Raw genomic sequence first — 18,709 nt, 5'->3', positions numbered from 1 at the left:
CTCCACTCCCCGCGTCGCCGGCACTTCTGGCACGCCCGCGTGGGGCGGGAAACAGCGGAAGCGCCGGCGCCAACGACGGCACCGGCGCGGATACAAGGCGACCTTCAGTCGCGCACGTCCGCGCGGAACACCTTGCTCACGATCTTCCAGCCCGCTTTCGTGCGGTTCAGCACGAGGTAGTCGGTGAAGTAGCGCGGCGGGATCTGGCAGGCGACCTTCACGAACGCCGTTTCCGGCCCGCTGATGTCGAGCAGGAGGATGCGGTCGTCCCGCGCGAGGCCGGACGCGGCCGGCGACGGTCGGTTGCGCACCATCTCGAACCACCGCTCACGCGGCAGGTCCACAACCTCCCCGTCGCGCTCGCTGTAGAGGTGGCTCACGGGGTGGAAAGCGGCGCCGAGCTTCTCGACGTCGCCTTCGTACAGCCCGTCGAAGTAGGTCCGGATCACCGCCTCGATGGCGGAAACGTCGCCGCTGGTCGTCGTCGAAGCGGCCTTGCCGCTGGCGTCGGGCATGGGGTTGTCTCCTCGGGTCGCTGGCCCGGCGGGAGCCTCGCACACCCGGGGCCCGAGGTGGAGCGCGGGGGTGCGCCCCCGGCCTCTTCGAAATGATGGCTTGCGCCGCGAAACGTTACGATATAGGATCGTCATAGCGGTCGGTTTCGGTCCTGGGCGATGCGGGGTCGCACCCAACCAAGGGCACGGCGCGGGCCCGCATCCGGCCGTCGGCCGGCGGCGCGCGCGCCCGGGCGGGAACCAACGCTTCAGCGGGAGGACTAGCCATGGTGGCCTGGGTGATGCGCAGCGCCGCTCGCGCTTCAATCGACCGGAAGGGCTCGACGGCGGTGGAATACGCCGTGATCGGATCGGCGGCGGCCGCCATCCTCGTGGGGGCCTTCCAGCCGCTCTTCAACCGCATCGTGGCGCTGCTCCCCACCTACATCGGTTCCTGAATCCGGACGCAGCCTTCACTGGCGCGGACGGGGCCGTGTCCCGAAGGGCGGCCCGAGCGGTTCCGGCCCGCCTTGAGTCCGGCCGGGCTTCGGGGAACACTGGGGCGCCGCGCGGCACTCCCCGCCGCCGCCGCCAGGGATGCCCCATGTCCAACCCCGCCTTGCGCCGCGCCTTGCAGCACCGGCGCTTCGTCGTCGCGCCCGGCGTCTTCGACATGATCAGCGCCAAGGTAGCGGACGGCATGGGCTTCGCCGCCCTCTACGCCACCGGCTTCGGCACCGTCGCCTCGCACCTCGGCCTGCCCGACGCCGGCCTCGCCACCTACACGGACATGCTCGGTCGGGTGCGGACCTTCGCCGAGGGCTGCCGCACGCCGATCATAGCGGACGCCGACACCGGCTACGGCGGCCTGCTCAACGTCCGCCACACGGTCGCCGGCTACGAGGCGGCGGGGGTCGCCGGCATCCAGCTCGAGGACCAGGAAACGCCCAAGAAGTGCGGCCACACGCCGGGCCGCCGCGTCATCCCGGCGGAGGAGATGGCGCTGAAGGTCCGCGTCGCCGCCGAAACCCGCCGGAACCCGGACTTCCTCATCGTCGCCCGCACCGACGCCCGCACCACGCATGGCCTGGACGAGGCGATCCGCCGCGGCCGCCTCTACGCGGAGGCCGGCGCCGACGTGGTGTTCATCGAGAGCCCGGAATCCGAGGCCGAGATGGCCGAGATCGGCCGCTCCATCCGCAAGCCGCTGCTCGCCAACATGGTCGAGGGCGGCCGCACGCCGATCCTGCCGGCCGAGCGCCTGGCGCAGCTCGGCTACGCCATCGCCATCTACCCGGCCGTGGGCTTCCTCGCCGCGGCCGCGGCGCTGGAGCGCGCCTACGCCCACCTGAAGGCGCACGGCGACAGCACCGGCCTCCCGCCGGGTGAAAGCTACGGCTTCGGCCGCATCTGCGAACTGATGGGCTTCCCGGAGGTCTGGGACTTCGAGAAGCGCTGGTCGTCGTCGGAGGCGCCGCGGTGATGGAGCGCGTCAAGGCCCTCGTCTTCGACGTGTTCGGCACCGTCGTGGACTGGCGCGAGGGCATCGCCCGCGACGCCGCGCCCTTCCTCGCCCGCCACGGCCGCCCGGACCTGGACCCGCGCGCCTTCGCCGACGCGTGGCGCAAGCGCTACCAGCCCGCCATGGAGGAGTGCCGCGCCGGCCGCCGCCCCTTCACGCGGCTCGACGTGCTGCACCGGGAGAACCTGGAGAACGTCCTGCGCGACAACGGCCTGGACCCCGCCCGCATCGGCGAAGCCGAACTGGACGCGATGAACCGCGCCTGGCACCGCCTCGACCCCTGGCCGGAGGCGGTCGCCGGCCTCACCCGCCTTCGCCGCCGCTACGTGCTGGCGCCGCTCTCCAACGGCAACGTCGCGCTTCTGCTGAACATGGCCAAGCGCGCCGCCATCCCCTGGGACGCGATCCTCGGCGCCGAGGTGGCGGGCGCCTACAAGCCGCAGCCCGAAGCCTACCTCCGCACCGCCGACATCCTCGGCATCCGCCCCGACGAACTCTGCCTCGTCGCCGCCCACAACGGCGACCTCCGCGCCGCGCGGCAAAGCGGCCTCGCCACCGCCTTCGTGCTGCGTCGGACGGAGCACGGCCCGGACCAGGCCACCGACCTCGGCCCGGACGAGCCCTGGGACGTGGTCGCCGCCGACTTCCAGGACCTGGCGCGCAAGCTCGGCTGCTGAGGCGGCGCGGCGGCGCTCAGGCCGCGGCGTGCCGGGCCTGCTCCGCCTCGTACAAGACCCGCTCCTCCCGCACGGCGCGGGCCACGCTCGGCCGTTCGAGGATCGCCTTGTGCCAGGCGCGCACCGCCGGCCACGCCGCCGGGTCGAGGCCCGCCGCCCGCGTCCAGATGAGCACCACCGCGAGGTAGGCGTCCGCCACTCCGAAGCGGTCGAGCAGGAAGGGCCGCCCGTCGAGGTGGCGCGAAAGGCGGTCGAAGCGCGGCCCGGCCAACTCGCGCGCGAACGCCTTGGCGCCGTCCGGGGCCCAGGACGAGAGCAGTGGCGTGAAAACCGCCTTGTGCAATTCGGTCGAGACGAAGGAGAGCCATTCGCGCAATCGGTCCCGGCCCAGGCCGTCCTCCGGCATCAGCCCCGCCGCCGGCAGGCGCTCCGCCACGTGCTGGAGGATCGCGGCGTTCTCCGTCAGCAGCCACCCCTCGTCGGTGCGGAGCACCGGCACCTGGCCGAGCGGGTTGATGGCGAGGAAATCGTCCCCGGCCAGGGTGCGGCCGGTCTTGGTGTCGACCTCGATGTACCGGGCCTCCGCGCCCGCCTCGTAGAAGGCGATGCGGGTGGCCATCGAGCAGGCGAACGGGGCGAAGTAGAGGTCCATGGCGGCGAACTCCTTCCCATTTGTGTACCGTCCCGCATGGAATGTGTCGGGTCAAGGATTTTGTGCATGACGGTACAAAATGCCGGAGGCGGCAAGCCGCGCGGCCGCCCCCGGGGCTTCGACCCGGACGCCGCCCTGGACCGCGCCATGGACGCGTTCTGGGACGCGGGCTTCGCCGGCACCTCGCTGGACGCGCTCGGCGCCGCCACCGGCCTGAACCGGCCGAGCCTCTACCTCGCCTTCGGCGACAAGCGCGCGCTCTACCGCGCGGCCATGCGCCGCTACTCCGAGGGCACGCTCGCCGCGTTGGAGAAGCTGCTGGCGCGCCGCCCGCTCCGCGCCGCGCTGGAGCGCGCCTTCGCGCGGACGATCGCCTTCTACCTGTCGGGCGAGAAGGCGGCGCGCGGCTGCTTCCTCGTCGGCACCGCCCTGGCGGAAGCGGTGAACGACGCCGAGGTGCGGGACGCGCTGCTGTCCGACCTGCACGGCGCCGACCGCATCCTGGAAGCGCGCTTCGCCGCCGCGCGCGAGGAGGGCGACCTGCCCGCCGGCGCGCCGGCCGACGACGCCGCGCTCGCCGGCCTGGCCTCGTCGGTGATGCACGGCTTCGCGGTGCGCGCCCGCGCCGGGGCGCCGGCGGCGGAGATGGAGGCCATCGCGGCCGCGGCGGTGGACCTGCTCTGCGGGCCGGCGCCGTCCGAGGCGGATCAGATCGCCGGCGCGTCCAGCGTCTCGAAGAGGTCGCCGCCGTAGTCGGCCTCCGGCGGGATGCGGAGGCGCCAGCCCTCCCCGGCGCGCACCATCTCGGGCTGCACCCGCACCACCGTCGCCGAGCGCGCCGCCGCCATCGCGTCGGCCACGGTGGCGTGCCGCGCGAGCTTTTCCAGGTTCTTGCGGGTGGCGAAGACCAGGCGCCGCTTGCCGGCGTCCGCCTCCGCCACCGCCTGCGCGGGCTCGATCCAAATGGAGTCGACCGACTCCAGCCCGTCATGCACCGCCAACTGGTCCGGCGGCGCCGCAGCCAGGAAGAAGTGCGTGTCGAAGCGCTTGGAGCGCGAAGCCGGCGTCACCCAATGCGCCCAATGCGCCAGCGCGTCGCTGGCCGGCTCCAATCCCTCCGCCGCCAGCACCTCCGGCAAGGAGCGCTCGTTGCGCAGCAGCGCCCCGTGGTGCCGGTCGGCGACGGCCAGCAGCCGCTCGGCGCGCACCATCCCGGCCTCGCCGCGCGGCCGGGCCAGCAGCACGCCGCACTCCTCGAAGGTTTCGCGGATGCCGGCGATGCGGAAGGCGCCGAGCGGGTCGTCGCCGGCCAGGGCGCCGTCCGCCTCCTCCACCCGCCCGCCGGGGAACACCAGCGCGCCGCCCGCGAACTCGATCTCGCGGTGGCGCACCACCATGAACACCTCCAGCCGCCCCGCCGCGCCGTCGCGCAGCAGCAGCACCGTCGAGGCGGGGCGCGCGGGGACGGGCGGGGCGGCGTCGGCCATCGCCGCCTAATCCGCCTTGATGCCGGCGGCCCGGATCACCGGCACCCAGCGCTCCGTCTGCCCCTTGATGAAGGCCGCGAACTGCTCCGGCGTGCCGCCGACCACCTCGCCCGCCTGCACCTGCTCCACCGCTTGCCGCACCTCCGGCTGGCGGGCCACGGCGTTGAACGCGCGGTTGGCGGCGGCCACGACCTCCGGCGGCAGCCCGGCCGGGCCGACGATGCCGTGCCACACCTGCGCTTCGAAGTCGGGGATCGTGGCGGCGAGCGGCGGCACGCCCGGCAGGAGAGGCACCGGCGTCTTGGACCCCACCGCAAGGGCGCGGAGCTTGCCCTCGCGTATGTGCGGCAGGGAGGTGGAGACGGTGATGAACGCGCTCTCGGTCTCCTTGGACAGGAGGCTCCGCACCACCTCGGCGCCGCTGCGGTAGGGCACCGGCGTCATGCTGATGCCCAAGCTGCGCATCATCAGCTCCTGCGCCAGGTGGCCGATGTAGCCGATGCCCGGGTGCGCGTAGGGCAGGTCCGGCTTGTCCTTCGCCAGCTTCGCCAACCCGGCCACGTCCTTCGCCGGGCTGTCGGCGGGCACCAGCAGCACCAGCGGCAGGTTCACCAGGTGGCAGATGGCCGTGAACGCCTTGGTCGGGTCGTAGGGTATGCGCGCCATCTCGTGGCCGATGGCGTTGGCGCCGAGGTCCGCCATCATCAGGGTGGAGCCGTCCGGCCGCGCCTGCGCCACCGCCGCGCCGGCGATGGTGCCGCCGGCGCCTCCGCGGTTCTCCACCACCAGGCTCTGCCCGTTCGCGTGCGCCGGGAAGGCGTTGGCCACCGTGCGGGACAGGGTGTCGATGGCGCCGCCCGGCCCGAAGGGCACCACGAGGCGCACCGGCCGGTCCGGCCATGCCGCGGACTGCGCGCGGCCCACGAGCGGGGCGAGGCCGAGCCCGCCGCCGACGGCACCCAAACCGAGCAGTCCCAGCTCGCGGCGGCGCAACGGGCCGCCCCCTGCCCCGAGCGTTGGCGCCATTGGCGTTTCTCCCTTTCCGTTCCGGTGCAAACTGCCGTTTGGCGCAACGCCGCGCAACGCTGGGGGGTTCTGTTTCGCATGACCTGGTCCATCGCCGCCCACGACCCCGGCACGGGCGCCTTCGCCGTCGCGGTCGCCACCCGCGCCTTCGGGGTCGGCGCGAACTGCCCCTTCGTCCGCTCCGGCGTCGGCGCCGTGTCCACCCAGTCCATCACCAACCGCTACCTCGGCCCGGCGGTGCTGGACGCCATGGCGCGCGGCCTGCCGCCCGCCGACGCGATCGAGTCCGCCCTGGCCGGCGACGCGGGCCGCGGCATCCGGCAGGTCCACGCCGTGGACCGGCACGGCCGCGCGGCGGCGCACACGGGCGCGCATTGCGTGGAGTGGGCCGGCGACGCGCGCGCTGAAGGGGTTTCGGTGGCGGGCAACATGCTGGCCGGCCCCGCCGTGGCGGCCGAAGCCCTGGCCCGCTTCGGGGCCGCCGGGCCGTCGGCGCTCCCGTTCCCGGAGCGCCTGCTGGCCGCGATGGAGGCCGGGCAGGCGGCGGGCGGCGACAAGCGGGGCCTGCAATCGGCCGCGCTGCTGCTCGTCACCACGGAGGACTTCCCGGACATCAACATCCGCGTGGACGACCACCCCGCCCCGCTCGAAGAGCTGCGGCGCCTGCTCGCCGTGTGGCGGCGCGACCGCGAACCGGGCCTGCGCACCGCGCCGCGCAAGGCCGACCCGTCCGGCTTGGTGGACCTGGACGCGATCGAAGCGGGCTGGCGCGCGCGGGGGCTGGAGTTGCGCTTCCGACGCTGATCCCCACCCCGCGCTGCACCGGTACGGCTCCTTCGCGGCAAGTTCCCGATGGGGGCGGTGGTGAACAAGGCGCCCACCGTCCACTCGGGCCAGCAGCACGGCCAGCGCTGCGCCGAGCGGCTGTTCCGGCACATATCAAGCGCGCTGGAATGGACCCTTCGCCGCGGCTCACCCACCCGATGCCGCTGGAGCAGGGGCCGCGCGGCTCCGACCTGTTTAAGAACTCAAGAAGGACCACTGCATCCGAGCCGTGTTCCGGCCGTAGCGGGCCGGCTTCCGGGAGCGGGTACACACACCCTCCCCGCCCCGGGCTTCGGCGGCAGCGACCACCGCGGAACCACGCCGGCGCGATCGTTCTTGTTGACCGGGCGCAATGCGGCCCCGGGGACGGCGGGGCAGGCTAGCTCGGCTAGCTCGGTCCATACGGCGCGCGCCCGGCCAGCCCCGCCGTTCGCAGGGAGGATAACAGCATGGCAGTTGTTCTGGGCACCACCGGCAACGATCGGGTCGAGGGTACGAACGCCGCCGACCGCATCTACGGCGATCCTTACACCGGCACCGGCCTCAACATCGAACCCGACGCGCCGGGAAACCTCGGCGACCTCATGCGGGGCCGCGGCGGCAACGACCGACTCGAAGGCGACAACGGCGACGACGTCATCACCGGCGACGCCGTCGTGGTGTCCGGCTCCGCGCGCGGCGGCAACGACCGACTCGGCGGCGGAGACGGTGCCGACGCCCTGAGCGGCGACGCCTATTTCTACCTGTCCGGCGACGCGCGCGGCGGCGACGATCGCCTCGACGGCGGAAACGGCGACGACTTCCTCACCGGCGACGTCGGCTACCGCATGTTCGACGGCGCGGCGGGCGGCGGCGACGTCCTCCGGGGCGGCGCCGGCGACGACCAGCTCTACGGCGATGTCGGGGCGTTCATGGAAAGCTCCGCGCGCGGCGGCGACGACCGCCTCTACGGCGGAGACGGCGACGACACCCTCAGCGGCGACGTAGGCGACGTCATGTGGGGCGGCGCGCGGGGCGGAAACGACGTCCTCCGGGGCGGCGCCGGCGACGACCAGCTCTACGGCGATGTCCGCGGGTTCGCCATGGAAGGCGGCGCGCGGGGCGGCGACGACGTCCTCGACGGCGGAGATGGCGACGACACCCTCAACGGAGACGCGCCCGGGACCGCAGGCGCGGCGCGCGGCGGCGGCGACGCGCTGACCGGCGGCGCCGGCGCGGACCGATTCCACTTCGCGGGATCGTTCGGCGGCGATCTCGTAACCGACTTCAGCGGCTCGGCCGGCGAGGGCGACGCGCTCGTGTTCATCGGCTACGCCGAGAGCGACCTCACCGTCGCCCCGCTTTCCGCCGGGGCGACGCTCATCGCCGTGGGCGACGGCGACGCCAAGGTCATGGTGTTGGGGGGACCGGTGGCCCCGGGCGACGTCGTCTTCGCCTGACGCGGGCGCCGAGCCCGCCCTGTCTCACAATCGAGGCACCGCCGCCGCCAGCCTTGACAAACACGGCAGTTATAGGAATTATATCCTCATGGCACCCTTCGTCGCTCCCCAGCAACCGCGAAAGGAGCGAAGGACGCCCCCTCCAGACGTGCCCGCGCCGGGAACCGGCACTGCGCGCGTCCGGCCGCAATCCCGACGGAGCGGCATTCGCCCGAACGGCCCCACCCCAACCACCAGCATCGCTCCCGCCTCGCCGTGACCGTCGGCGCGGCGGATTCGTCTGAACGCACCGCGGGGCAAGCGCCGCCGCCACCCTCCCCACGGCCCGTACCCGTGCAGATGATTTGTCCGAAAGCGGCGAAGATCGAGCACCGATGTCGAGCCCGCCCCGCCACCAACCGGTGCGCGGGCCGCCAAGCCGAGCGCGCGCCGCGCCGGACGCTATCCGCGCCGCTCCCCCCCGCGCCTCCGCCGCCGCGATCCGGCGCGCGAGGGATTCGTCCGAAATCGCCAAAATTCGACCGCCGGGACCGCGAAGCCGCGGCGCCCAGTCGGACCGCCCTTGTCACCGCCCCGGAACACCGGCGCCCGCTACTCCCGGAACGCCGCCGCGCCCTCCTGGGAATTGTCCCAATCCCGCACCGGCGCCAACCGCTTCCGCCACGAGGCCCGGCGCTCGGAAGCGGCCTCTCCGGGATCAGGCCAGCGCCACCCGGGGCCGCCGCCGCGCCCGCAGCAGCAGCCAAGCCGCCACCGCCATGTTCGCCCCGTTCCACAGCAGGCCGTTGAGGACGGCCGCTTGGTAGGACCCGGTCGCGTCGAAGATCGCCCCGGACATCCATCCCCCGAGCGCCATGCCGGCCAGGGTGGAGGACAGGGCGATGCCGACCCGCGTGCCCGCTTCCCGCGCCGGGAAGAACTCCCGCACGATCATGGCGTAGCTCGGCACGATGCCGCCCTGGAACAGCCCGAAGATGGCGGAGATCGCGTAGAGCGAGGCCAGCCCGTCGAACGGCAGGAACAGCGCCAGCGCCGCCGCCTGCAGCATCGAGCCGAGCAGCAGCGTCGCCAGGCCGCCGATCCGGTCCATCACCAGGCCGAACGCCAGGCGGCTCGCCACCCCGCAGGCGAGCATGAGCGAGAGCATTTCCGCCCCGCGCGCCGCGCCGTAGCCGAGGTCCACGCAGTAGGCGACGATGTGGACCTGCGGCATCGCCATCGCCACGCAGCAGGAAACGCCCGCCACCGCGAGCAGCGCCTGCAACGCGTTCGGCGGCAGCCCGAGCGCCGGCCAGGCCGCCCTGCCGCCAGCCGACACCGGCGCGCCCTGTTCCGGCGGCGGACGGCGCAACGCGAGGGTCAGCGGCAGCATGGCGGCGAGGCAGAACAGGCCGATGCCGGTGTGCGTCTGCCGCCAGCCCACGGTTTCGACGAAGTGCTGGACCACCGGCGGCCACACCGCGCCGGCGAAGTAGTTGCCGCTGGCGCAGAGCGCCACGGCGATGCCGCGCCGCCGCCCGAACCAGAGCGAGGTGTCCGCCACCAGCGGCCCGAACACCGCCGCCGTCCCCAGCAGCCCGATCATGCCGCCATAGACCAAGGAGAACGCCCAAAGGCTCTCCATCCGCGCGGCGAGCAGATAGCCCAGCCCGAGCGAAACGCTGCCGATGGCCGCCGGCACGGCCACGCCGAAACGGTCGGACAGCCGCCCCATCAGCACGCCGCCCGCCACCAAGCCGAGGGTGACGCAGGTGTAGGGCAGCGAAGCGTCGGCGCGGGCGACGCCGAACTCGGCCTGCACCGCCGGCAGCACCACCACGACCGACCACATGCCGACGCCGCCCACCGTGCCGAGGCAGACCGCGGCGGCCAAGCGCAGCCATGCGTAGGGCGACTCCAGGTCGCCCGCCGGCCGCCGCGGCGTTTCCCCCGCGGCCGATCGTGTGGACAAGAGGCGTTCTCCCGGACGGCGCCGTCCCCGCCGGACCGGCCGGGCGACGCCGCGATCCGGGAGCCTAGACCGGGGTCGCCCTGGGTGGGAACACCCAGGGCGTGAATCGCCGGTCCAGCAAACCCTGGACGCGGTTCGGCCTGACCGCAGTCAGGCTGAAACGGGTCCAGGAGCGCCGGCCGCCCCCGGCAACGCCGCCCTTCAACAGCGGGGCGCCGCGTCCCCATATGGCGGACCATGGTCCCCTTGTCCGTCCTAGACCTCTCCCCCGTCCCCGAAGGCAGCGACGCCGGCCAGGCGTTGCGGAACTCGCTCGACCTCGCGCGGCACGCCGAGGCGCTGGGCTACCGCCGCTACTGGATGGCCGAGCACCACAACATGCCCGGCATCGCCAGCGCCGCCACCGCCGTCGCGCTGGCCCACGTCGCGGCGGGAACGCGCACCATCCGCGTCGGCGCCGGCGGCATCATGCTGCCGAACCACTCGCCCCTGGTGATCGCGGAGCAGTTCGGCACCCTCGCCGCCCTGCACCCGGGCCGCATCGACCTCGGCCTCGGCCGCGCCCCGGGCTCCGACATGCTGACCGCCCAGGCGATGCGCCGGACCCTGTCGGGCGACGTGGACGACTTCCCGCGCGACGTGGTGGAGTTGCTGGGCTACTTCCGCCCCGCGCAGCCGGGCCAAGCGGTGCAGGCGGTGCCGGGCGCGGGGCTCGACGTGCCGGTGTGGATACTGGGCTCCAGCACCTTCGGCGCCCAGCTCGCCGCCGTGCTCGGCCTGCCCTACGCTTTCGCCTCGCACTTCGCCCCGGCGCAGATGATGGAAGCGGTCGCCATCTACCGCGAGCGCTTCCGCCCCTCGGAGCGGCTCCAGGCGCCCTACGTGATGCTCGGCGCCAACGTCTTCGCCGCCGACACGGACGCCGAGGCGCGGCGCCTCTTCACCTCGTTGCAGCAGGCCTTCCTCAACCTCCGCACCGGCCGCCCCGGCAAGCTGCCCCGGCCGGTGGACCCGGACGACCCGCGCCTCGCCGACCCGCGCGCCCGCGCCATGCTCGACAACGCCCTCGCCTGCTCCTTCGTCGGCGGCCCGGACTCTGTGCGGCGCGGGCTGGCGGAGTTCGTGTCCCGCACCCGCCCCGACGAGCTGATGGTCACGGCGCAGATCCACGACCACGCCGCCCGCCGCCGCTCCTTCGAGATCCTGGCCGGGCTGCACGCGGAGATGGCCGCCGCCGCTTAACGCCCCCGCCCGCCTCCGACCCACTCGGCCAGCCGCGCGAGCAGCGCGTCCGGGTCGCCGGAGAGTTCGAGCAGCTTCAGCCGCCCCCGCTCGCCGGAGACGATGGCGACATCCGACTTCCGCAGCCCCAACGACGCGGCGACGTATCCCACCAGCGCCGCGTTCGCCGCCCCGTCCACGGGCGGCGCGGCCACCCGCAGTCGCAGCGCCGCCCGCCCCTCAGCGTCGGCCGCCGCGACCCCGTCGAGCCCGTCGCGCGCCGCCCTGGGCGTGAGGCGCACCGCGAGGCGGACTCCGGCTCCGGCGGCCGTTGCGAAGGGCAAGCGGGCCGCGGCTCGTCCATCGTCGTCCGGGTCGCTGCTGCGCATCGCGCCGCAGCATAGGGCGGCGGCCCGCGGCGGCGAACCGCCGCCGCTCCGGCGGCGTTCTCCTGGTGTAGCAGGGAACGGGGAGGAGCGCAGGATGGCGAACGCAGCCGAAGGGAAGAAGCCGGGGGCGCCGGCGCTGGACGACGTGAGGACGGAGCGGGAAGCGGACGCCGCCGCCCGCGCGAAGGAAGCCGGCGCGGCGGGCGGAAGCGTCCCGGCCTCCGGCGACAGTCCCAAGCCGCACGGCGACAAGATGGAGCGCGCGGTCCGCGAAGCCGCGGGCACCCCGGCCAAGGGGAAAGGCTGATGCGGCGACGCTTCACCGCATCCCGAGTATCGTCCCCGCCGTGGCGCGCGGGTCGCGCTCCGGCCAGCGGCCGGCGTCCGCCTGCGCCAGGAAGCCGCCGACGATGCGGTTGAAGCCGTCCGGGTCCTCCAGGTTGATGATGTGGCCGCAGTTCGGCATCACCGCCAGCGCCGCTGTCGGGATGTTCTCCTTCATCAGCACGCCCGGCAGCAGGCAAGGCCAGTCCTCGTCGCCGGTGAGCACCAGGGTCGGCACGCGGAGCGCCTTCATCTTGTCGGTCAGGTCCCACAGGGACGGACGCTCGCGCTGCACGCCTAGTTGCGTGTTGGCCGAGCCGGTGGCGTCGTGCTCCGCCAGCATGCGCTGGAACTCGGCGAAGCCGCGAGGGTCCTTGTTGGCGAACTGCACGCGCGTCGGCCCGTAGGCGTACTTCTCGGCGAAGGCGGCCATCCCCTCGGTGCGGATGAACTCGACCACCTTCATCCCCTCCGCCCGGAACTGCTCGCGCTTGCCCGGCTCCGCGCCGTAGCCGCAGCCCGCGACGGTGAGCGAGCGGACGCGCTCCGGATGCCTGAAGCCGAAGTGCAGCGTGGCGAAGCCGCCCATGGACAGGCCGACCACGTGCGCTTTGCCGATCTTCAAGTGGTCGAGCACGGCGGCGATGTCGTCCGCCGCGCGGTCTTGCGAGTAGGAGGCGGCGTCGAGCGGCACGTCGGAGGGCGGGTAGCCGCGGGCGTTGTAGGCGATGGCGCGGTGGCGCTGGCCGAAGTGGCGGAGCTGCGGCTCCCAGCTCCGGCCGTCGCCGGCGAACTCGTGGACGAAGACCACCGGCGTCCCCGAGCCGGTCTCTTCGTAGTGCAGCTTCACGCCGTCGTCCGTCTTGGCGTAGGGCATCGCTCCCCCTCCTCCCGTTCGCGGTCTGCGCGCGCCAGCTTCGGCCGGAAGTGCGGCCAGGGGAAGCAGGCCTCGAGCGGCGGCGGGTTCGCGCCACCACCGCCGCGGTCTAGGCTGCGGCGTCGAGAACGCGGAGCGTCATCGGCATGGATGGACGGAGCGCACCACGCGGCCCGAGCCGCCGCGCCTGCCTCGCGGCCCTGCTACCCGCCGTGGCGGCCGTTGCCGCGCCCGGACCCGCGGCGGCGGAGGCGCTGCCCGACCAGCTCGTCACCGCGACCGTCCGCACCGACGCGCCGGGCCGCTCGGACCGGACGCCGGCGGTGCGACGGGCGCTCGGCACCGTGCTGGCCAAGCTGTCCGGCAACCCGGCGCTGGAGGAGGACGCGCGGGTGGCGGCGCTCGACCCGGCGCCGCTCGTGCTCGACCTTTCCTACGAGGACGTCTTGATCGACAAGCCGCTGCGCGACGAGCAGGGCACCTACGACCGGCCCTTCCTGCTCACCGTCCGGTTCGCCGAGGCCGGGCTGCGCGCCGCCCTGGCCGCGCTCGGGGAGCGGCCCTGGCCGGGGCCGCGGCCGCGCGTCGCGCCGATGCTGGCGCTCCGCTTCCGCGACGGGCGCGAAACCGCGCTCACCGCCGACGACCCGCTGGTGGACCGGGCGCGCGCCGCGCTCACCGCGGCCGGCGCGCGCTACGCCATGCCCATTGCCCTGCCGCTCAGGGGCGCGGCCGCCGCGGTCCCGTCCGGCGCCGTCCCGGTCGCGGGCAGAGTCGAGTGGGCGGAAGCCGAGTTCGGCTGGCGGGCCGCGTTCGAGCTGCGCGGGGAGGTTTGGGGCGTTTCCGGCGCCAGCCTGGACGAAGCGTTCCGGGCGCTGGTGGGCGGCGCTGCGCTGCGGCTCCGGCCTGGCGGCACCGCGGCGGCGGCGCCGCGCTGACCGCCGCGCCCCTCCGCCGCGAGCGCGTGGCGCACGAGCTTGCGCGACATGGTGGACAGCGCCTCTCCCTCCAACGCCTCGCGCGGCACCCATACGGCGCCGTCCTCGCCCGCGCCGGGCAAGCGCCGGGGATCGGCCGCGGCCATCACGGCGAACTCGACCTCGAAATCGGACAGCGCGTGGCGCACGCGGCCGCGCAGCCTCCGCCACGCCGCCCCGACCGGAGCGGCGCCGCTCGACACCGCCTCGGCCATGCGCCACGCCCGGCCCGGGCGCCACTCCGTCGAGGGCGGCTCCAACGTGCCGCCGAGCAGCCCCCTGGCCGGGCGGCGCCGCATCAGCACCGCGCCGTCCCTGGGGCGGGACACCCAGAACGCGGCGGCGAAGCGCTTCGGCTTCGGCGCGCGCTTCGGCCCGAGCGCCAGCGTTTCCGCGACACCCGCAGCCCGCGCCGCGCAGGCGTCCGCCACCGGGCAAGCGCCGCAGCGCGGCCGGCCGTTGGGGATGCAAATGGTGGCGCCGAGGTCCATCAGCGCTTGCGCGTGGTCGCCGGGGCGCGCCTGCGGCGCCAGGGACGCCGCCAGGCGGCGCAGCTCCGCCCTGCGCCGCGACGCCGGCGAGCCCGTGTCCCAGCCGAGCGCGAAGAGTCGCGCGACCACGCGCTCGATGTTGCCGTCCACCGGCACCGCCGACCCGCCGCGGCCGAAGCCGATGGCGAGGATCGCCGCCGCCGTGTAGGGGCCGACGCCGGGCAGGGCGAGCAGCGCCGCCTCGTCCTCCGGCACGCGCCCGCCGTGGCGCTCCACGACCAGACGCGCGCTGGCGTGCAGGTTGTGCGCCCGCGCGTAGCGGCCAAGGCCGGACCAGGCGCGCAGCACCTCTTCGAGCGGCGCCGCGGCCAGCGCTCCGACCGTCGGCCAGCGCTCGACGAACGGGCCGTAGTAGCGCGCGACGGTTTCCACGCGCACCTGCTGGAGCATCACCTCGCTGACCCAGACCAGGTAGGGGTCGGAACGCACCCCGGGCGGCATCCGCCAGGGCAGGTGGCGGCGGTGCCGGTCGTACCAGGCGAGCAGGCGGGCGGCGAGCGCGCCGGTGTCGGGCGGCGGGAGGTGGAAGGACAAGCGGGCGGTTCGCTGAAATGGGGGGCGCGCGGGGACACCGCCGTCCTAGCGCGGCATCCCGCGCGAAGGAACCGGCCCGGCGGCCGGGTCGTCAGTCGGCGCGCATCCCGCTGCCGCGGACCACGGGTTCCAGCTTCGCGCGCTCGGCCTCCATGAAGCGGCCGAACGCCTCGGGCGTGCCTCCGCCCGGCACCGCGCCCTGTTCGGCCAAGCGCCCGCCGATCTCCGGGTCGCGCAGCGCCGCGTCCACGGCCGCCGCAAGGCGCTCCGTCACCGCGGCCGGCGTGCCGGGCGGCGCCACCAGGCCGAACCACGTGCCGAAGCGCAAGCCGGGCAGCCCGGCCTCGGCGGTGGTCGGCACCTCGGGCAGTTGCGGCAGCCGCGCCTCGGTCGCGGTGGCGAGCGGGCGCACCGCGCCGGCGCGGATCTGCGCCAGGATGTTCGGCACGTTGTCGATGATGAAATCGAGCCGCCCGCCGACGAGGTCGGTGATCGCCACCGCCGCGCCACGGTAGGGCACGTGCGTCACGTCCACACCAGCGGCGCGCTTGTAGAGTTCCAGCGCGATGTGCAGCGAGGAGCCGTTGCCGGCCGACCCCGCGGACAAGCGCCCCGGCGCGGCGCGCGCGGCAGCGGTCAGCTCCTCCAGGGAGCGCCAGGGCCGCGAAGGGTTCACGACCACCACCTTCGGCGTCTCGATCAGCAAGGACACCGGCGCGAAGGCGCGCGGGTCGAAGGGCAAGGAGGGGAACAGCCACGCGTTCACCGCCAGCGGCCCGAGCGAGCCGACCAGCAGCGTGTGCCCGTCCGGCTCGGACTTCGCCACCTGCTCCGCGCCGAGGTTGCCGCCGGCGCCGGGGCGGTTGTCCACGACGAAGGGCTGGCCGAACACGGTGGTGAGCCGCGCCGCCAAGGGCCGCGCCACGGAGTCGGCCAGGCCGCCGGGCGGGAACGGCACGACCATGCGCACGGGGCGCGAAGGCCACGCGCCCTGGGCGCGCGCGCCGCTGATCGAGAACGCCGCCGCAATTGCGCCCAGCGCGGTCCGCCGCTTCGGCACCGTCGTCATCGCGCGTCCTCCCTTGCAGCGCGGTAGAGTGCCGGCACCGCCGCGTCCACCGCCACGTCCAGCAGCGCCGGCCCGTCCGTTGCCAGCGCCCAGGCCAACGCCTCGTTCAGCGCGCCGGGCTTCTCCACCCGTTCGGCGGCGCAGCCGTGGCCGCGGGCGATGGCGGTGAAGTCCAGCCCGGGCAGGTCTATCCCCGGCACCCCGCGCGTGCCCATCACTTGGCTGAAGGAGCGCATCGCGCCATAGCCCCGGTTGTTGAGCACCACCACCGAGAGCGGCAGCCGGTGCTGCGCCGCCGTCCACAACGCCTGCACGGAGTACATCAGCGAGCCGTCGCCGATCAGGCACACGACCCGCGCCGCGTTCCCCGCCTCCGCCCGCGCGAGCGAGACGCCGACCGCGGCCGGCAGCGCGTAGCCGAGGCCGCCGCTGGCCATGGTGAAGAACGAACCCCATTCGCGGAACGGCAGGTGCGCATGCATCGCCGGGCGGTGCGACGGCGCCTCCTCCACCACGGCGGCGCCGGGCGGCATGAGGAGCGACAGGCGCGACAGCACGAAAGCCGCGGGAAGCGGGTCCGCGGCGGCCGGCGCGGGCGGGCGTCGCCGCGCCGGCCGGTCGGCGCGGCCATGCGCCTCCGGCAAGAACGGAAGCAGCGCCGGCAGGCCGGTGCGGAGGCCGCCCAGCACGCCCGTCCCCACCGGCGCGCGCGCCGCCGCTTCGGCATCGGTTGTCAGGTGCCACAGCGGCGTGAAGCCGTCGAACAGCGCGCAATGCCCGGCGACGTGGAAGGTGAACACCGGCGCGCCGAGCACCAGCACCAGGTCGTGCCCGGCCAGCGCCTCCGCCACCTCGCCCGGCGCGGCGGCGAGGTGGCCGGCGAACAGGCGGTGGTCCTCGGGGAAGCACAGGCGGCTGGCGAAGGGGCTGGCCCAGACGGGCGCGTTCAGCCGCTCGGCGAGCGCGACCACGGCGGGTCCGGCGCCCTCCTCGTCCGCTTCCGGGCCGACCACCAGCACGGGGCGCCGCGCCGCGGCCAGCGNCGCGCCGCCGCCAGCGCCGCCGCCAGTTCCCGCAGCGCCTCCGGGTCCGGCGCCGGGTCGCTGGGCGCGGCGCGCGCGACGGCCGGCGCGGCGGCGGGCCTCGCCCAGTCGTCCGCGGGGATGGAGACGAAGGCCGGGCCGCGCGGGCGCTGCATGGCGACGCGCCACGCCTGCGCGATGGCGGCGGGCACGTCCTCGGCCCGCGCCGGCTCCACGCTCCACTTCACGTAGGGCTTCGGGAATTGCGCGGCGTCGGTCGCGCCGAGGAAGGGCTGGTGCGGCAGCAGTTCGCGCGCCTGCTGGCCGGCGGTGATCACCAGGGGGGCGTTGTTGCGGTGGGCGGTGAACACGTTGCCCAGCGCGTGCCCGACCCCGGCGGCGGAGTGCAGGTTGCAGAAGGCGGCGCGGCCGGTGGCCCGCGCGTAGCCGTCCGCCATCGCCACCACGGACGATTCCTGCAAGCCGAGCACGTAGCGCAGGCTGTTCGGCCACTCGCCGAGGAACGGGATCTCGGTGGAGCCCGGGTTGCCGAATACGGTCGTCATACCGAGGCCGCGCAGCAGGTCCACCGCCGCGTCGCGCACCGTCCTTCCGCCCCCCTGCCCCGCAGCGCCCGCCTGTTCCATTGTGCCCTCCCGCCGCCGGAGTCCGGTCTACCACCCGGGCCGGGAGCGGGTCACCTTGGGCGCCTTGGGCGCGGGACGGAGGGCGGATGGACGCGAAGCAGCGGCAGAAGCTGGTGGATCGCTACCGGGTGGAGGACGGCAAGAACTTCCGCCTGAAGCGGTACGCGACGGACGACAGGGCCGGCCTCAACAACAGCAAGCAGGAGATGGCGGACCTGCTCCGCGAAGGCGTCGAGCGGCTGTCCGAGGACCAAGACAAGCTCTACGCGCAGGACCGCTGGGCCGTGCTGTGCATCTTCCAGGCCATGGACGCGGCCGGCAAGGACGGCGCCATCAAGCACGTGTTCACCGGCCTGAACCCGCAGGGGTGCCACGTCACCAGCTTCAAGGCCCCGAACGCCTTGGAACTGGACCACGACTTCCTGTGGCGGCACGTCACCAGCCTGCCGGCGCGCGGGATGATCGGCATCCACAACCGGTCCTGGTACGAGGAGGTGCTGGTCGCCCGCGTCCACCCGGCGATCCTGGACAAGCAGAAGCTCCCGCCAGAACTCCGCGCCCACAAGCGCCTCTACGACGAGCGGCTGGAGGACATCGCCGCCTTCGAGCGCTACCTGGCGCGGCAGGGCGTGCTGATCCTGAAATTCTTCCTGCACGTCGGCAAGGAGGAGCAATACCGGCGCTTCCTGGCGCGCATCGAGGAGCCGGAGAAGAACTGGAAATTCGAGGCCGGCGACGTGGCCGAGCGGCGCCACTGGGACGCCTACCAGGACGCCTACGACGCGGCGATCCGGGCCACCGCCGCGCCCCACGCGCCGTGGTTCGTCGTACCGGCCGACAACAAGCCCTTCGCCCGGCTGGTGGTCTCCGTGGCGCTGTCGGAAGCGCTGGAAGGGCTCGACCTGCACTACCCGCGGCTGGACGAGTCGGAGCGGGCGGCGCTGGAGGAAGCCCGCAAGGCGTTGGTGGCCGAGGGGTGACGGCGCTGGCGCGCCGTGCTTGACGGCACCGCCCGGCATTTGCCA

At 74.4% G+C, this 18,709-nt stretch carries 20 protein-coding genes and 1 pseudogene; 10 read left to right on the top strand and 11 right to left on the bottom strand.

The features are described from left to right. Positions 1-104: 104 nt before the first annotated feature. Positions 105-515 carry a nuclear transport factor 2 family protein gene (locus tag ABD067_RS11115; RefSeq protein WP_343895357.1) on the bottom strand — a complete coding sequence of 137 codons (411 nt, stop codon included), beginning with the start codon at positions 513-515 and terminating at the stop codon, positions 105-107. 266 nt (positions 516-781) lie between these two features. On the opposite strand from ABD067_RS11115, the gene ABD067_RS11110 reads away from it, so the two are divergent. From ABD067_RS11110 to ABD067_RS11100, 3 genes are all read left to right on the top strand, one after another. Continuing rightward, entirely contained in the window at positions 782-952 is a 171-nt protein-coding gene (locus tag ABD067_RS11110) for a hypothetical protein (RefSeq protein ID WP_343895356.1), read from the top strand. Positions 953-1,098: 146 nt separating this feature from the next. Then, positions 1,099-1,977, top strand: a complete 879-nt coding sequence (locus ABD067_RS11105) for an isocitrate lyase/PEP mutase family protein (protein WP_343895355.1) — start codon at positions 1,099-1,101, stop codon at positions 1,975-1,977. Then, on the top strand, positions 1,977-2,693 hold the full coding sequence (locus ABD067_RS11100) for a haloacid dehalogenase type II (RefSeq protein ID WP_343895354.1): 717 nt from the start codon (positions 1,977-1,979) through the stop codon (positions 2,691-2,693). The genes ABD067_RS11105 and ABD067_RS11100 overlap by 1 nt, the downstream gene beginning before the upstream one ends. A 16-nt stretch (positions 2,694-2,709) precedes the next feature. Here ABD067_RS11100 and ABD067_RS11095 read toward each other — a convergent pair whose 3' ends face one another. Next, positions 2,710-3,345: a glutathione S-transferase C-terminal domain-containing protein gene (locus tag ABD067_RS11095; RefSeq protein ID WP_343895353.1), complete on the bottom strand. Its 636-nt coding sequence runs from the start codon at positions 3,343-3,345 to the stop codon at positions 2,710-2,712. A gap of 66 nt (positions 3,346-3,411) precedes the next feature. Between ABD067_RS11095 and ABD067_RS11090 the strand changes: the two genes are divergently transcribed. Further along, positions 3,412-4,098 (top strand): TetR/AcrR family transcriptional regulator, encoded by a 687-nt coding sequence (locus tag ABD067_RS11090; protein ID WP_343895352.1) that lies wholly within the window; start codon positions 3,412-3,414, stop codon positions 4,096-4,098. On the opposite strand, the gene ABD067_RS11085 is transcribed toward ABD067_RS11090, so the two are convergent. Next, complete coding sequence (locus tag ABD067_RS11085; RefSeq protein ID WP_343895351.1) at positions 4,053-4,832, bottom strand: NUDIX hydrolase; 780 nt, start codon at positions 4,830-4,832, stop codon at positions 4,053-4,055. The genes ABD067_RS11090 and ABD067_RS11085 overlap by 46 nt on opposite strands. A gap of 6 nt (positions 4,833-4,838) precedes the next feature. Then, on the bottom strand, positions 4,839-5,858 hold the full coding sequence (locus tag ABD067_RS11080) for a Bug family tripartite tricarboxylate transporter substrate binding protein (protein ID WP_343895350.1): 1,020 nt from the start codon (positions 5,856-5,858) through the stop codon (positions 4,839-4,841). A gap of 78 nt (positions 5,859-5,936) precedes the next feature. Between ABD067_RS11080 and ABD067_RS11075 the strand changes: the two genes are divergently transcribed. Together ABD067_RS11075 and ABD067_RS11070 are read left to right on the top strand one after the other, a co-directional pair. Then, complete coding sequence (locus ABD067_RS11075; protein WP_343895349.1) at positions 5,937-6,662, top strand: DUF1028 domain-containing protein; 726 nt, start codon at positions 5,937-5,939, stop codon at positions 6,660-6,662. A 470-nt stretch (positions 6,663-7,132) separates the two neighbouring features. After that, positions 7,133-8,122, top strand: coding sequence for a calcium-binding protein (locus ABD067_RS11070; RefSeq protein ID WP_343895348.1), 990 nt, complete (start codon positions 7,133-7,135; stop codon positions 8,120-8,122). 697 nt (positions 8,123-8,819) lie between these two features. On the opposite strand, the gene ABD067_RS11065 is transcribed toward ABD067_RS11070, so the two are convergent. Beyond that, entirely contained in the window at positions 8,820-10,073 is a 1,254-nt protein-coding gene (locus tag ABD067_RS11065; protein WP_343895347.1) for an MFS transporter, read from the bottom strand. A 237-nt stretch (positions 10,074-10,310) separates the two neighbouring features. Here ABD067_RS11065 and ABD067_RS11060 point away from each other — a divergent pair, with 237 nt between their 5' ends. Further along, positions 10,311-11,315, top strand: coding sequence for an LLM class flavin-dependent oxidoreductase (locus ABD067_RS11060; protein WP_343895346.1), 1,005 nt, complete (start codon positions 10,311-10,313; stop codon positions 11,313-11,315). Here the strand turns inward: ABD067_RS11060 and ABD067_RS11055 are convergent. Next, positions 11,312-11,638, bottom strand: a complete 327-nt coding sequence (locus ABD067_RS11055) for a DUF167 domain-containing protein (RefSeq protein ID WP_343895345.1) — start codon at positions 11,636-11,638, stop codon at positions 11,312-11,314. The two genes, ABD067_RS11060 and ABD067_RS11055, sit on opposite strands and share 4 nt — an antisense overlap. Positions 11,639-11,777: 139 nt before the next feature. Between ABD067_RS11055 and ABD067_RS11050 the strand changes: the two genes are divergently transcribed. Continuing rightward, the gene (locus ABD067_RS11050) at positions 11,778-11,990 is read left to right on the top strand and encodes a hypothetical protein (protein WP_343895344.1); all 213 of its coding nucleotides are present in this window, start codon (positions 11,778-11,780) and stop codon (positions 11,988-11,990) included. 12 nt (positions 11,991-12,002) lie between these two features. Here the strand turns inward: ABD067_RS11050 and ABD067_RS11045 are convergent, their stop codons facing one another. Further along, on the bottom strand, positions 12,003-12,884 hold the full coding sequence (locus ABD067_RS11045) for an alpha/beta fold hydrolase (protein WP_343895343.1): 882 nt from the start codon (positions 12,882-12,884) through the stop codon (positions 12,003-12,005). A 146-nt stretch (positions 12,885-13,030) separates the two neighbouring features. Between ABD067_RS11045 and ABD067_RS11040 the strand changes: the two are divergent. Then, positions 13,031-13,549 (top strand): annotated as a pseudogene (locus ABD067_RS11040) (DUF2066 domain-containing protein); the annotation flags it as partial. 29 nt (positions 13,550-13,578) lie between these two features. Here ABD067_RS11040 and ABD067_RS11035 read toward each other — a convergent pair. The 4 genes from ABD067_RS11035 to ABD067_RS11020 all read right to left on the bottom strand — a co-directional run bounded on the left by ABD067_RS11035 (position 13,579) and on the right by ABD067_RS11020 (position 17,603). Next, positions 13,579-14,946, bottom strand: a complete 1,368-nt coding sequence (locus tag ABD067_RS11035) for an A/G-specific adenine glycosylase (protein WP_408871538.1) — start codon at positions 14,944-14,946, stop codon at positions 13,579-13,581. 91 nt (positions 14,947-15,037) lie between these two features. Then, the gene (locus tag ABD067_RS11030) at positions 15,038-16,015 is read right to left on the bottom strand and encodes a Bug family tripartite tricarboxylate transporter substrate binding protein (RefSeq protein ID WP_343895341.1); all 978 of its coding nucleotides are present in this window, start codon (positions 16,013-16,015) and stop codon (positions 15,038-15,040) included. Further along, the gene (locus ABD067_RS11025) at positions 16,012-17,034 is read right to left on the bottom strand and encodes a thiamine pyrophosphate-dependent enzyme (protein ID WP_343895340.1); all 1,023 of its coding nucleotides are present in this window, start codon (positions 17,032-17,034) and stop codon (positions 16,012-16,014) included. The genes ABD067_RS11030 and ABD067_RS11025 overlap by 4 nt, the downstream gene beginning before the upstream one ends. Continuing rightward, positions 16,962-17,603, bottom strand: coding sequence for a thiamine pyrophosphate-binding protein (locus tag ABD067_RS11020; RefSeq protein WP_456305244.1), 642 nt, complete (start codon positions 17,601-17,603; stop codon positions 16,962-16,964). Before ABD067_RS11020 ends, ABD067_RS11025 begins: the two co-directional genes overlap by 73 nt. Before the next feature lie 167 nt (positions 17,604-17,770). Between ABD067_RS11020 and ABD067_RS11015 the strand changes: the two genes are divergently transcribed. Next, on the top strand, positions 17,771-18,664 hold the full coding sequence (locus ABD067_RS11015; RefSeq protein ID WP_343895338.1) for a polyphosphate kinase 2 family protein: 894 nt from the start codon (positions 17,771-17,773) through the stop codon (positions 18,662-18,664). Positions 18,665-18,709: the final 45 nt, after the last annotated feature.

It is taken from the genome of Craurococcus roseus (assembly GCF_039523795.1).
GTDB classification, from domain to species: domain Bacteria; phylum Pseudomonadota; class Alphaproteobacteria; order Acetobacterales; family Acetobacteraceae; genus Craurococcus; species Craurococcus roseus.
Note: the sequence above shows the minus strand (reverse complement) of the source record. Positions and strands in the feature narration are given on the sequence as shown.